Raw genomic sequence first — 13610 nt, forward strand, 5'->3', positions numbered from 1 at the left:
AAAAACGCCAGTGGCACAAACACCGAGATCAGCACCACGGTCACGCCAATGATGGCGCCGGAGATTTGCCCCATGGCCTTGCGCGTGGCCTCCAGTGGCGCCAACCCTTCCTCGCTCATGATGCGCTCGACGTTTTCCACCACCACAATCGCGTCGTCGACCACGATGCCGATGACCAGCACCATGGCAAACATGGTCAGCACGTTGATCGAGAAGCCCATTGCCAGCAGCGTGGCAAACGTGCCCAGCAGCGCAATCGGCACCACCAGCGTTGGAATCAGCGTGTAGCGCCAGTCCTGCAAAAACAGGTACATCACCAGGAACACCAGCAGCACCGCTTCCAGCAGTGTGGTGGCGACTTGCGTCAGCGAGGTTTCAATGAACTTTGAGCTGTCGTAGGGAATGGCCCAGGCCACGCCCTTGGGGAAGAATTTTTCCAGCTCGTGCATCCGCGCGCGCACCGCCTTGGCCGTGGCCAGCGCGTTGCCGCTGGGCGACAACTGCACACCAATGCCGGTGGAAGGTTTGCCGTTGAGCCGCGCCGAGGTGGCGTAGGACTGGGCGCCGAGTTCGATGCGCGCCACGTCTTTCAGGCGCACCGCAGAGCCGTCGGTGTTGGCGCGCAACATGACATTGCCGAATTGCTCAACGCTGCCAATCTGGCCGTTGACCACCACGGTGGCGGCAATGCCTTGCCCGGTCACGTTGGGCAGGCTGCCGATTTCGCCGGCAGACACCTGGGCGTTTTGCGCCCGGATGGCGGCGGTGACCTCGGCGGAGGTCAGCTTCAGGCTCATGAGTTTGGCAGGGTCAATCCAGACGCGCATGGCGCGCTCGGTGCCAAACAATTGCACCTGGCCGACGCCCGGCAAGCGTTGCAGCTCTGGCACGATGCTGCGCGAGGCGAAATCGCCCAGCGCGACCGGCGTCAAGGCCGGGTCGTCACTTGAGAGAATGGCAAACAGCAGGAAGTTGCTGCGCGCCTTGTCCACGCGCACGCCCTGCTGGGTCACCGTCGAGGGCAGGCGGGGCGCCGCGCGCGACAGGCGGTTTTGCACATCCACCTGCGCCAGGTCGGGGTTGGTGCCGGGCTGAAAACTCAGGGTGATGCTGCCGGTGCCGTTGGCCTGTGCGACCGACTCCATGTAGATCAGGCCGGGCGAGCCGTTCATCTCCTGCTCGACGATTGACAGCACGCTTTCTTCAAGCGTATTGGCAGAAGCCCCCGGGTAAGTGGCCGAGATCACGATCGAAGGCGGCGCCACCGGCGGGTACTGGGCAATGGGCAACTGGGTGACGGCCACCGAGCCCATCACAATGATGAACAGCGCAATGACCCACGCAAAAATGGGCCGGTCAATAAAGAATTTAGCCATGAAAGCAGTTCCTTAGCGCGCTGCGCTGGCGGTTGCGCTGGCGGGTGGCATCGCGGCCGATGCCACACTGGCTACAGCGGGTGCACTGCCAGGAGCCAGCCATGGCACCGGCTTCACCGGGGCATCGCCGCGCAGCTTCTGAAAACCATCGACCATGACCTGGTCGCCGCTTTGCAGACCGTCCAGAATGACCCATTGACCTTGCTGCTGCGCGCCCACCTTGACCGGGCGCGGTGCCACCTTGCCATCGGCGGCGACCACCATCACCGAATCGCCCTGGGAAGAACGCGTCACCGCTTGCTGCGGCAGGGTGATGGCGCTGCTCACCTGCGCCTGCTCCAGCCGCACCCGCACAAACAGGCCTGGCAGCAGGGTGCCGGTCGGGTTGGGTACCTCGGCGCGCAGGGTGATCTGGCCGCTGGTGCTGTCCACCGTCAGGTCGGAAAACAGCAACTTGCCGGATTTGGCGTATTCGCTGCCATCTTCCAGCAGCACCCGCACGCTGGCTGCCTGGCTGCCGGCGCGCTTGAGCTGGCCGGATTCCATGGCGTTGCGCAGCCGCATCACCTCGGAGGCGGACTGGGTGAAGTTGATGAACATCGGATCCGTCTGCTGGATCACGGCCATGGGCGTCGCTTCGCCCTGGCCCACCAATGCACCTTCGGTGACCAGCGCCCGGCCAATGCGACCGCTGATGGGGGCCGTGATGGAGGCATAGCCCAGGTTGATGCGGGCCGTTTGAACCGCAGCACGGGCCACGGCCACATCGGCTTCGGCCAGCTTTTGTGATGCCTGGGCATTGACAAATTCCTGCTGGCTGATGGCCTTGGCCTCGATCAGCGGCTTGAAGCGCTCGGCCTGTGCAGCGGCCTGCATCAGGTTGGCTTCGGCTTTGGCAACCGAAGCCTGGGCACTGGCCAAAGTGGCCTGGTAAGGGCTTGCATCAATCTGGAAAAGCGCCTGACCGGCACGCACCTGGCTCCCCTCAACAAACAGGCGCCTTTGCACAATGCCCGCAGCTCTGGCACGCACCTGCGCCACGCGCGAGGCCTCCAGGCGGCCAGGAAGTTCGGTGACCAAACCCACATCGGTCAGTTGCACTGTGACCACCCCCACTTCGGCCGGGGGTGGCGCGCCACCCGGCCCGCCAGAACCCGCCGCCGGTGCGCTGCCCTGGCCACAGGCCGCCAAGAAAAGGGTCAGGCCAAGTGCGGTGCCTGCCCGGATGCGCTGCAGTGATGAGGCCCGGCTTGAGATTGGACGAGCAGTGGTTGTGCGGTTGTGCAACATGGTGAAGTTCCTGGAAAAGTAAGCGCTTGTGACAGGGCAAAAACTGGTTCAAGCAGCTGTCTTGATTTTTTCAGAAGTATACATACAATCATGAATGTAAGTTAACAACCCTGCCAGGAACCAACGCCCATGGTCCGTCGTACCAAAGAAGACGCCGAAGAAACCCGCCACCAGTTGCTGGAGGCTGCGCAGCGCGTTTTTGTTGAAAAAGGGGTGTCGCGAACCTCGCTGCAAGACATTGCACAGGCCGCTGGCGTGACGCGCGGAGCCATTTACTGGCACTTCAAGAACAAGGCCGAGTTGTTCAACGCCATGATGGACAGTGCCGTCTTGCCCATGGAGCAGGCCTTGCAACAGATTGGCCATGATGCCGGACAAGACCCACTGGTCGAACTTGAGCGCGCCATGTTGCAGACGATGCGCAGCATCGAGTCGAATGCGCGCACCCGCGCCATTTTTGAAGTGGCCACCTTGAAAGTGGAATACGTTGACGAGCTGCTGGCCGTCAAGCAGCGGCACGTGAAGTGTTATCTGGACGGTACGCAGCAGATGCAGCGCAGCCTGGAGGACGCTGCCGCTCGGCGCCTGGTGACGCTGGCCGTGCCAGCCGTCGAGGCAGCGCATGGCCTGCATGCGCTGATGGTCGGCCTGATCCACAGCTGGATGCTGGAGCCTTCTGCATTCAAGCTGGAGGCGGTGGCACAGACGGCCATCCGCACCTATCTGGCGGGGCTGGGCCTGCGACCTTGATCGCCTAAACTCGTTTGTTATGGCAAATGATTACTGCGTGTTGGGAATTGAGTCCTCGTGTGATGAAACTGGTGTGGCGCTGGTGCGAGTCAGTGGCCAGCGCTTGCCAGAATTGCTGGCGCATGCGCTTTACAGCCAGATCGAGATGCACCAGGCCTATGGCGGCGTGGTGCCCGAGTTGGCCAGCCGCGACCATATTCGCCGGGTGTTGCCGCTGACGCAGGAAGTGTTGCAAGCCTGCGGCAAGACCCTGCAGGACGTGGACGTGGTGGCCTTTACCCGCGGCCCGGGCCTGGCCGGTGCGCTGCTGGTGGGGGCGGGCGTGGCCTGCGCGCTGGGTGCTTCGCTGGCCAGGCCGGTGCTGGGGGTGCACCACCTGGAGGGGCATTTGTTGTCGCCGTTTTTGAGTGCTGATCCGCCAGAATTTCCGTTTGTCGCCCTGCTGGTGTCGGGCGGGCACACGCAGTTGATGCAGGTGGATGGGGTGGGTCGCTACCAGATTCTGGGTGAAACCATTGATGATGCCGCCGGCGAGGCGTTTGACAAGTCGGCCAAGTTGCTGGGGCTGGGCTATCCCGGAGGCCCGGCGCTGTCAAAGTTGGCCGAAGTCGGCAACCCGGCTGCTTTCAAGCTGCCGCGCCCCCTGCTGCACAGCGACAACCTGGACTTTTCTTTTGCCGGGTTGAAGACTGCGGTGATGGTGCAGGCCAAAAAACTGGCGGCCGCGCAATCCTGCGCGGTCGAGGCACTGCCGCACACGGTGCTGGCCGACCTGGCCGCATCGACCCAGGCTGCGATTGTGGAGGTGCTGGTCAAAAAATCGCTGGCGGCCCTGATGGCAACGGGGTTGAATAGGCTGGTGGTGGCGGGTGGTGTGGGCGCGAACCGCCGCTTGCGCGACCAACTCAACCTGGCTTGCGGCCAGCGCGGTGTGCGCGTGCACTATCCGGAGCTGCATTTATGCACCGACAACGGCGCCATGATCGCCATGGCGGCTGCCATGCGGCTGCAGTCTGGCATACAAGAGGCCGGCATGAGCTATGCGTTTGATGTCAAGCCGCGTTGGCCGCTTGATGAAATCATGGCGTGAAGGCGTATTAAACTGCGCAGCGTTCTGAACGAACCAGCCGCCTGCCTCCAGTCTGGCGAGTGCCACGGCTGCCATTGAGAATTTATTCATGTTAATAATTTTGCGACGAGCCGCGTTGGGGCTCGCCTTGTTGGTCTCATTGCCGCTGGCGGCGCTGGCTCAAACCGCCGCAGCGCCCGTCAAGATCGCCATGATCGAGGGTTTAAGCGGCCCGTTCGGCAACACCGGCGAGGCGGTTTTTCGTAACCTGATCTGGGCGGTGGAGCGCGTCAACGCCAGGGGGGGTGTGACGCTGGCTGAGGCGCCTGGTGTTGCCGCGGGCCGGCATCCGCTGGCATTGGCGCGCTACGACAGCAAGGGCCAGACGGAAGAGGCTTTGTCGGCACTTAAATCCGCCATCGACGACGGCGCCAGGTTCATCATGCAGGGCAATTCATCGGCCATTGCGGCAGCGCTGATTGATGCCATCAACAAGCACAACGAACGTGAGCCGGCCAAACGTGTGTTGTTTTTGAACTATTCAGCAGTCGATCCGATTTTGACCAATGAAAAATGCAGCTTCTGGCACTTCAGGTTTGATGCCCATGCCGACATGCGAATGTCGGCGCTGATGTCGGTGCTGAAGGACGACCAGACGCTAAAAAGTGTGTACATCATCGGCCAGGATTACAGCTTTGGGCACGCCGTGGCGCGCGAAGCCAGGCGCCAGTTGGGTGTGTTGCGGCCTGATGTGCAGGTGGTGGGCGAAGAATTGCACGCCATGGGACGTGTCAAGGATTTCATCCCCTACGCGACCAAGATCATGGCCAGCGGGGCGCAAGCGGTCATCACCGGCAACTTCGGCAATGACCTGACGCTGTTGGTCAAGGCCGCCAAGGATGTTGGATTTGCCGGCAAGTTTTACACCTTTTACGGCAACGCCCTGGGGGCGCCGGCGGCGGTTGGTGAGGCGGGTGTGGGCAAGGTTGTGGCGGTTGCCGACTGGTTGCCCAATGTGCAAAACGCGTCGAGCGAGGCGTTTTACACCGCGTTTCGCGCGCGCTTTCCCAAACCAGCCGACGACTACGTTCACATGCGCATGCAACTGATGGTGGAGGCGCTGGCCCAAGCCATTGACAAGGCGGGCACCACAGAGTCGACTGCCGTTGCCGGACAACTGGAAAAAGCCAGCGTCACTTTCGGCTCTCAAACGGGGTCCATGCGTGCGCTTGACCATCAGTTCCAGCAGCCGCTGGTGGTCGGCATCATGGACAAGATCGGTACCCCGGGCGTGAAATTTGATGTGGAAGGCTCCGGCTATGGATTTCGGGTGGTCAAAACCATTGCGGCGGCCAGTGCCGAGTTGCCTGCGAGTTGCCGCATGCAGCGCCCCTGAGGCTCCCGCCAATGGGTTGCCGGCCCTGTGCTTGGGGGTCCGGTGGCCGTAACTGGCGCGTTGGTTATAATCCAAGGCTCTGCAGAAATGCAGACAAGCACGTCAGGGGCAGTTCCAGCGCCTGACGCAAGTTCTTACATCACAGGAAAAAACATGATTGCAACCAGTATCAAAGCCGCAGTTGTCAAAGACAACGCACGTCAAGCCGGTGACACCGGCAGTCCCGAAGTTCAGGTGGCCTTGCTGACCGCCCGCATCAACGAGCTGACACCCCACTTCAAGACCCACGCCAAAGACCACCATGGTCGCCGTGGCCTGCTGCGCATGGTGAGCCGCCGCCGCAAACTGCTGGATTACCTCAAGTCCAAGGATGCTGACCGTTATGTGGCCCTGATTGCCAAATTGGGTCTGCGCAAGTAATTGGTTCGAGAAAAGATTGAAGCGCCTGAGTTAGTTCACTAGCTCAGGCGTTTTTTACTTCGGAGACGGCAAAAACGGAGCGAAGCTGTGTCATTCCAAGGCCCTTTGACCCCAAGCGGGGTGTGGCTCTGGAATGGCATCGTGTTCTGTGTTGCGGCTTCCGGGCTTCGCCAGGGTGGCCTGCACCCTGCAAACTCACAGGAGATTTATAAATGACGATGTTCAACAAAATCAGCAAGACTTTTCAATGGGGTCAAAACACGGTCACCATGGAAACCGGCGAAATCGCGCGCCAGGCCACCGGCGCAGTGTTGCTGGATATGGACGGCACAGTGGTTTTGGCAACGGTGGTTGCCAAAACCGAGTCCAAGGCCGGCCAGGACTTCTTTCCCTTGACCGTTGACTATGCTGAAAAATCGTATGCTGCAGGCAGGATTCCCGGCAGCTTCTTCAAGCGCGAAGGCCGCCCGAGCGAACTCGAAACACTGACTTGCCGCCTGATCGACCGCCCAATCCGTCCGCTCTTTCCGGAAGGCTTCTACAACGAAGTGCAGGTCATCATCCATGTGGTGAGCCTGAACCCTGAAGTGCAGGCTGACATTGCCGCCATGATTGCCACCAGCGCTGCGCTGTCCATCAGCGGCATTCCTTTCAACGGCCCGGTTGGTGCTGCCCGCGTGGGTTACATCAATGGTGAATACGTGCTCAACCCGGGTCAAACCCAACTGAAAAACAGCCAGCTTGAACTGGTGGTGGCTGGCACCGAAACGGCTGTTTTGATGGTGGAGTCCGAAGCCGACCAGTTGCCAGAAGACGTGATGCTGGGTGCCGTGATGTTTGGTCATGCCCAAGGCGCGATTGCGATCAACGCCATCCATGAACTGGTGCGTGACGCAGGCAAGCCGGCCTGGGACTGGCAAGCGCCAGCCAAGGACGAAGTTTTGATCGCCAAGGTGGGAGCTTTGGCTAACGAAAAGCTGACCGCTGCTTACCAGATCCGCAACAAGCAAGCCCGCACCCAAGCTTGCCGCAGCGCCTATGCTGACGTCATGGCTGGCCTGAAGGCCGATGGTGTGGTGTTTGATTCTGTCAAGGTCGAAAGCATGCTGTTCGACATCGAGGCGCGCCTGGTGCGTGGCCAGATTCTGGCCGGTGAACCGCGCATTGACGGCCGTGACACCCGCACCGTGCGCCCCATCGAAATCCGCAACAGTGTCTTGCCGCGCACCCACGGTTCTGCCTTGTTCACCCGCGGTGAAACCCAGGCGCTGGTGGTTACCACGCTCGGTACCGAGCGCGACGCACAGCGCATCGACGCGCTGGCTGGTGACTTTGAAGACCGCTTCATGCTGCACTACAACATGCCTCCCTTTGCCACGGGCGAAGCTGGCCGTTTTGGCACCCCCAAGCGCCGTGAAATCGGTCACGGTCGTCTGGCCAAGCGTGCGCTGATTGCCGTGTTGCCCACCAAAGAAGATTTCCCCTACACCATGCGTGTGGTGTCTGAAGTGACGGAGTCCAACGGTTCGTCCTCCATGGCTTCTGTGTGCGGCGGTTGCCTGAGCCTGATGGATGCCGGCGTGCCCTTGAAGGCGCATGTGGCGGGTATCGCCATGGGCCTGATCAAGGAAGACAACCGCTTTGCCGTGCTGACCGACATTCTGGGTGATGAAGACCACCTCGGCGACATGGACTTCAAGGTGGCCGGCACCACCAGCGGCATCACCGCGCTGCAAATGGACATCAAAATCCAGGGCATCACCAAAGAAATCATGCAAGTGGCGCTGGCGCAGGCCAAGGAAGCACGCATGCACATTCTGGGCAAGATGACCGAAGCCATGGCTGTGGCCAAGACCGAGGTGTCCACCTTTGCGCCGCGCCTGTTCACCATGAAGATCAATCCCGAGAAAATCCGTGATGTGATCGGCAAGGGCGGGTCGGTGATTCGTGCGCTGACCGAAGAGACCGGCACCCAGATCAACATCGACGAAGACGGCACCATCACCATTGCCTCGGCTGACCCGGCCAAGGCCGAAGAAGCCAAGCGCCGCATCGAGCAGATCACCGCTGAAGTCGAAATTGGCAAAATCTACGAAGGCCCGGTTGTCAAGATTCTTGACTTTGGCGCGCTGATCAATCTGCTGCCCGGCAAGGATGGTTTGCTGCACATCAGCCAGATCGCCCATGAGCGTGTTGAAAAGGTCACCGACTATTTGTCAGAAGGCCAAATCGTCAAGGTCAAGGTTTTGGAGACGGATGAAAAAGGCCGCGTCAAGCTGTCGATGAAAGCCCTGCTGGAGCGTCCGGCACAGGAAAACCGTTCCTGATCACTCGTTATTCAAATTTAATTGAAAGTCAAAAGCTCGCTCGATAGGGAGCTTGAGGCTGAAAAAATAATGAAAGCGATTGAAATCACAAGCCATGGCACTCCGGACGTTCTGCGTTTGGGCGAGCGCCCGACGCCGGTTGCTGGCGTCGGGGAGTTGCTCATTCGCGTCAACGCCAGTGGGGTCAACCGGCCCGATGTTTTGCAGCGTATGGGTTCTTACCCGCCGCCGCCGGGTGCATCGGACATTCCCGGGTTGGAAGTGGCGGGCGTGATTGAGCAGGGCGATGCGGCTGAATTGGCGGCTGCTGGTTTCAAGTTGGGTGACCGGGTCTGCGCATTGGTTGCTGGTGGTGGTTACGCACAATGGTGCGTGGCGCCCATCGCCCAGTGTTTGCCGGTACCTGAGGGCTTCAGTGACGTTCAGGCCGCCAGCTTGCCCGAGACCTTCTTCACGGTCTGGAGCAACCTGATGGACCGTGCTCACCTGGCAGCGGGTGAAACCGTGCTGATCCAGGGTGGCGCCAGCGGCATTGGCGTCTGTGCGATTCAATTGGCGAAAGCCATGGGAGCTCGGGTGTTTGCGACCGCTGGCAGTGCCGAAAAGTGCGCGGCATGTCTGGCGCTCGGTGCCGATGCCGCCATCAATTACAAGACCCATGATTTTCAGGCTGAAGTTGCCCGGCTCACCGACGGGCAGGGCGTGGACGTGATTCTGGACATGGTGGCCGGCAGTTACGTTGCCAGGGAAGTGCAGAGCTTGCGCGAGGATGGCCGTCTGGTGATCATCGCGGTGCAGGGCGGAGTGCAAAGCGAGTTCAACGCCGGGTTGGTGCTGCGTCGCCGCCTGACCTTGACCGGTTCCACCTTGCGCGCACGTCCGGTGGTGTTCAAGGCAGCCATTGCGCAGGCCTGTCTGAAGTTTGTCTGGCCGCTGTTGGCCTCTGGTCAGATCAAGCCTGTGATCCACAGTGTTTTTGACGCTGCCGATGCAGCCAAGGCGCATGCCTTGATGGAATCCAACCAGCATGTTGGAAAAATTATTTTGACTTGGGAATAAGTATGAAAAAGAAGCTGATCGCAGGTAACTGGAAAATGAATGGCAATCTGGCAGCCAATGAGGCCTTGCTCAAAGGGTTGCTGACGGGTGTCGGACAAGATGCCTGCCAAGTGGCGGTGTGTGTGCCTTCAGTTTATCTGGCGCAATGCCAGACTTTGCTCGCTGGCAGTGTCATCGAATTGGGTGCACAGGACGTCTCTGCGCATGAAAGCGGAGCCTACACCGGTGAAATTGCATCCGCCATGCTCAAGGAGTTCGGCGCGCGTTTCGTGATCGTCGGGCATTCAGAGCGTCGCCAGTACCACGCTGAAACCGATGAACTTGTGGCGGCAAAAGCGCAGCGCGTGCTAAGCAGTGGCATCACGCCGATCGTGTGCGTGGGTGAAACGCTGGCAGAGCGTGAGGCGGGCAAGACTGAAGAGGTGGTCAAGCGTCAATTGGCAGCAGTGATTCACACCAACGGCCATTGCATCAGCGAGGTGGTGGTGGCCTATGAGCCGGTCTGGGCGATTGGCACCGGCTTGTCGGCCACGGCAGAGCAGGCGCAGCAGGTTCACGCCGTGTTGCGTGCGCAATTGAAGGCAGCAACGCCCAACGCCGATCGCATCAAGCTGCTCTACGGCGGCAGCATGAACGCGGCCAATGCAAAAAGCCTGCTGGCCCAGCCCGATATTGACGGCGGCCTGATAGGCGGTGCGGCTCTCAAGGCCCAGGATTTTTTGACCATCATTGCGGCAGCCTCCTGATTTAGGGCGCTGCAGACTTTTTATCAGGAGAGATTAATGAATGCTTTATTGACGGTGATGCTCGCGGTGCAAATGATTTCAGCTCTTGCCATGGTGGGTCTGATTTTGGTGCAGCACGGCAAGGGCGCTGACATGGGTGCGGCTTTTGGCAGTGGTGGTTCTGGCAGCTTGTTTGGTGCCAGTGGCAGTGCCAATTTTTTGTCGCGCGCCACCGCTGTGCTGGCGACGCTGTTTTTTGTCAGCACCTTGATGTTGGCTTATTTCGGCTCGGCGCGACCGGCTGCCAGCTCAGGCAGTGTGCTTGAAAATTCGTCTCTCACCGCGCCAGTGCCAGCCGCGGTGCCAGCGCTCCAGGCGGCCTCTGGTGCAGGCCAAATTCCAGCCAAATAATTGCCAGTGAAAATGCCCTCTTCCGAGGGAATTCAAGAGGATTTCAGGGTAAACTCCAAGGCTGCTGGTTGAGTTGAACGTGTGAAAACACAGGGCATTCAACTGGCTTGGAAGAAGAGCCGTCGTGGTGAAATTGGTAGACACGCTATCTTGAGGTGGTAGTGGCGAAAGCTGTGCGAGTTCGAGTCTCGCCGACGGCACCATTCAACAGGTTTGACGTAGATCAATGCGGCAAACAGTCAATTGAATACACTGAACAATATGAATATCGAACAATATTTACCAGTCCTTCTTTTTATTCTGGTGGGCATTTCGGTCGGTGTCATGCCTCAGGTTATTGGTTATATCCTTGGTCCGAACCGACCGGACGCTGCAAAAAATTCCCCCTATGAGTGCGGCTTCGAAGCGTTCGGTGATGCCCGGATGAAGTTCGACGTTCGTTACTACCTGATTGCCATTCTGTTTATCCTGTTCGACCTGGAAACCGCACTGCTGTTCCCGTGGGCAATAGCGCTCAAGGATTTGGGCCTGGTTGGTTTCTTGGTGGGTCTGGAGATTGTGACCATCCTGACCATTGGTTTTGTGTACATGTGGATCAAAGGCGCCCTCGATTGGGAGTAACAAGATGATTGAAGGTATCTTAAAAGAGGGTTTTGTCACCACCAGTTACGACTCGGTGGTGAACTGGGCCAAGACAGGCTCGGTTTGGCCCATGACCTTTGGTCTGGCTTGCTGTGCTGTTGAAATGATGCATGCGGCGGCTGCGCGCTATGACATCAGCCGTTTTGGCGCAGAGGTGTTCCGACCCAGTCCGCGCCAATCCGACCTGATCATTGTGGCGGGCACCCTGACCAATAAAATGGCGCCAGCTTTTCGCAAGGTCTACGACCAGATGGCCGAGCCGCGCTGGGTGATCAGCATGGGTTCCTGCGCCAATGGCGGTGGCTATTACCACTACAGTTATTCGGTGGTGCGGGGTTGCGATCGCATTGTGCCGGTCGATGTGTATGTGCCGGGCTGTCCGCCCACTGCAGAAGCGCTGATTTATGGAATCATTCAGCTGCAGCGGAAAATTCGGCGCACGCAAACGATTGCTCGCACTTAAAGGGTTGATGATGACTGTGTATGCTGTAAATCCACACACGCTCAAATCGCAGGTAGATGCGGCCTTGGGTGATTTGATCAAAAGTAGCGCGGTGGCGCTGGGTGAACTCACGGTGGTGGTTGATGCCGCCAACTATTTCCAGGCGGCCAAAATCCTTCGCGACGACCCCGCCTGCTGTTTTGAGCAAATGGTGGACCTGTGCGGTGTCGACTACTCCACCTACAAAAACCAGGCTTGGTCAGGGCTCAGGTTTTGCGTGGTCCTGCATTTGTTGTCGGTGAGCCTGAACCAGCGTGTGCGACTCAAGGCTTTTGTGCCCGATGACCTGGCGCCCGTGATGCCCTCAATTTGCAGCCTCTGGAGCAGCGCCAACTGGTTTGAGCGCGAAGCGTTCGACCTGTTCGGCATTGTGTTTGAAGGCCACGACGACCTTCGCCGCATTCTGACTGACTACGGTTTCATCGGCCACCCCTTCCGCAAAGACTTTCCCATGCTGGGCAATGTGGAAATGCGCTACGACGCGGAGCAAAAGCGTGTTGTTTATCAGCCTGTCACGATCGAGCCGCGAGAAATTACACCTCGCATCATCCGTGAAGAAAACTACGGAGGCTCTGCTAGCTAGCAGTTTGACACATGGCTGATATCAAGAATTACACCCTGAATTTTGGACCGCAGCACCCTGCTGCGCACGGCGTCTTGCGTCTGGTGCTCGAACTCGACGGCGAAGTGATCCAGCGCGCCGACCCCCACATTGGCCTGCTGCACCGGGCCACCGAAAAGCTGGCCGAGAGCAAGACCTATATTCAGGCCTTGCCCTACATGGACCGACTCGATTACATGTCGATGATGTGCAATGAGCAGGCCTATTGCCTGGCCATCGAAAAAATGCTCGAGTTGGATGTGCCGTTGCGCGCCCAGTACATCCGCGTCATGTTTGCAGAGATCACGCGTTTGCTCAACCACTTGTTGTGGGTCGGGGCGCACGCGATTGATTGCGGCGCCATGACGGTCATGTTGTTTGCCTTCCGCGAGCGCGAGGACCTGCTTGATATCTACGAAGCCGTCAGCGGTGCGCGCATGCATGCGGCGTATGTCCGCCCCGGAGGTGTCTATCGCGATCTCCCAGATACGATGCCGCGCCATTCGCCCAACAAGATTCGCAGTGCCAAGTCGACCGACGCGCTGAATCGCAATCGTGAAGGCAGCCTGCTGGATTTCATTGAAGACTTCACCGTTCGCTTTCCTACTTACTTGGCGGAATACCACACCCTTTTGACCGACAACCGCATCTGGAAACAGCGCACGGTTGGCATCGGTGTGGTCACCCCGGAGCGCGCCCTGAACCTTGGTTTCACCGGTCCCATGCTGCGCGGTTCGGGTATTGCCTGGGACCTGCGCAAGAAGCAGCCCTACGAGGTGTATGACCAGCTCGACTTTGACATCCCGGTAGGCAAGACCGGTGACACCTACGACCGTTACCTGGTTCGCATGGAGGAAATGAAGCAGTCCAATCGCATCATCAAGCAGTGTGTGGACTGGCTCCGTGTCAACCCGGGCCCGGTGATTACCGACAACCACAAAATTGCGCCGCCTGACCGTGAATCGATGAAATCCAACATGGAAGAACTGATTCACCACTTCAAGCTGTTCACTGAGGGTTTTGCAGTGCCCGAGGGTGAGGC

General features: G+C 59.2%; 14 protein-coding genes and 1 tRNA gene. 13 read left to right on the top strand and 2 right to left on the bottom strand.

Annotation, left to right across the window (positions count from 1 at the left end):
• Together GPS82_RS09990 and GPS82_RS09995 are read right to left on the bottom strand one after the other, a co-directional pair.
• On the bottom strand, positions 1-1376 hold a 1376-nt coding region (locus tag GPS82_RS09990; protein ID WP_296494071.1), incomplete at its 3' end, for an efflux RND transporter permease subunit.
• A gap of 12 nt (positions 1377-1388) precedes the next feature.
• Positions 1389-2666, bottom strand: a complete 1278-nt coding sequence (locus GPS82_RS09995; protein WP_296494073.1) for an efflux RND transporter periplasmic adaptor subunit — start codon at positions 2664-2666, stop codon at positions 1389-1391.
• A 129-nt stretch (positions 2667-2795) separates the two neighbouring features.
• Here GPS82_RS09995 and GPS82_RS10000 point away from each other — a divergent pair, with 129 nt between their 5' ends.
• The 13 genes from GPS82_RS10000 to GPS82_RS10060 all read left to right on the top strand — a co-directional run.
• Positions 2796-3416: a TetR family transcriptional regulator gene (locus GPS82_RS10000; protein WP_296494075.1), complete on the top strand. Its 621-nt coding sequence runs from the start codon at positions 2796-2798 to the stop codon at positions 3414-3416.
• 19 nt (positions 3417-3435) lie between these two features.
• A complete protein-coding gene (tsaD, locus tag GPS82_RS10005; RefSeq protein WP_296494077.1) occupies positions 3436-4506 on the top strand; it encodes a tRNA (adenosine(37)-N6)-threonylcarbamoyltransferase complex transferase subunit TsaD in 1071 nt (356 codons plus the stop codon).
• An 88-nt stretch (positions 4507-4594) separates the two neighbouring features.
• Positions 4595-5881 (top strand): branched-chain amino acid ABC transporter substrate-binding protein, encoded by a 1287-nt coding sequence (locus tag GPS82_RS10010; protein WP_296494080.1) that lies wholly within the window; start codon positions 4595-4597, stop codon positions 5879-5881.
• 153 nt (positions 5882-6034) lie between these two features.
• Positions 6035-6301 carry a 30S ribosomal protein S15 gene (rpsO, locus tag GPS82_RS10015; RefSeq protein ID WP_296494083.1) on the top strand — a complete coding sequence of 89 codons (267 nt, stop codon included), beginning with the start codon at positions 6035-6037 and terminating at the stop codon, positions 6299-6301.
• Between the two features lie 212 nt (positions 6302-6513).
• Positions 6514-8628, top strand: a complete 2115-nt coding sequence (pnp, locus tag GPS82_RS10020; RefSeq protein ID WP_296494086.1) for a polyribonucleotide nucleotidyltransferase — start codon at positions 6514-6516, stop codon at positions 8626-8628.
• 69 nt (positions 8629-8697) lie between these two features.
• The gene (locus GPS82_RS10025; protein ID WP_296494088.1) at positions 8698-9687 is read left to right on the top strand and encodes an NAD(P)H-quinone oxidoreductase; all 990 of its coding nucleotides are present in this window, start codon (positions 8698-8700) and stop codon (positions 9685-9687) included.
• A 2-nt stretch (positions 9688-9689) separates the two neighbouring features.
• A complete protein-coding gene (tpiA, locus tag GPS82_RS10030) occupies positions 9690-10433 on the top strand; it encodes a triose-phosphate isomerase (RefSeq protein WP_296494091.1) in 744 nt (247 codons plus the stop codon).
• A 36-nt stretch (positions 10434-10469) separates the two neighbouring features.
• Positions 10470-10823, top strand: coding sequence for a preprotein translocase subunit SecG (gene secG / locus GPS82_RS10035; RefSeq protein WP_296494094.1), 354 nt, complete (start codon positions 10470-10472; stop codon positions 10821-10823).
• Between the two features lie 118 nt (positions 10824-10941).
• Positions 10942-11026, top strand: a tRNA-Leu gene (locus GPS82_RS10040).
• 58 nt (positions 11027-11084) lie between these two features.
• Complete coding sequence (locus GPS82_RS10045) at positions 11085-11444, top strand: NADH-quinone oxidoreductase subunit A (RefSeq protein ID WP_296494096.1); 360 nt, start codon at positions 11085-11087, stop codon at positions 11442-11444.
• Positions 11445-11448: 4 nt separating this feature from the next.
• Positions 11449-11928, top strand: coding sequence for an NADH-quinone oxidoreductase subunit B (locus tag GPS82_RS10050; RefSeq protein WP_296494100.1), 480 nt, complete (start codon positions 11449-11451; stop codon positions 11926-11928).
• A gap of 7 nt (positions 11929-11935) precedes the next feature.
• Entirely contained in the window at positions 11936-12550 is a 615-nt protein-coding gene (locus GPS82_RS10055) for an NADH-quinone oxidoreductase subunit C (RefSeq protein WP_296494103.1), read from the top strand.
• Between the two features lie 11 nt (positions 12551-12561).
• The coding region (locus GPS82_RS10060; RefSeq protein WP_296494106.1) for an NADH-quinone oxidoreductase subunit D at positions 12562-13610 on the top strand (1049 nt) is incomplete at its 3' end.

It is taken from the genome of Rhodoferax sp., assembly GCF_011391645.1.
Taxonomy (GTDB): Bacteria; Pseudomonadota; Gammaproteobacteria; order Burkholderiales; family Burkholderiaceae_C; genus Rhodoferax.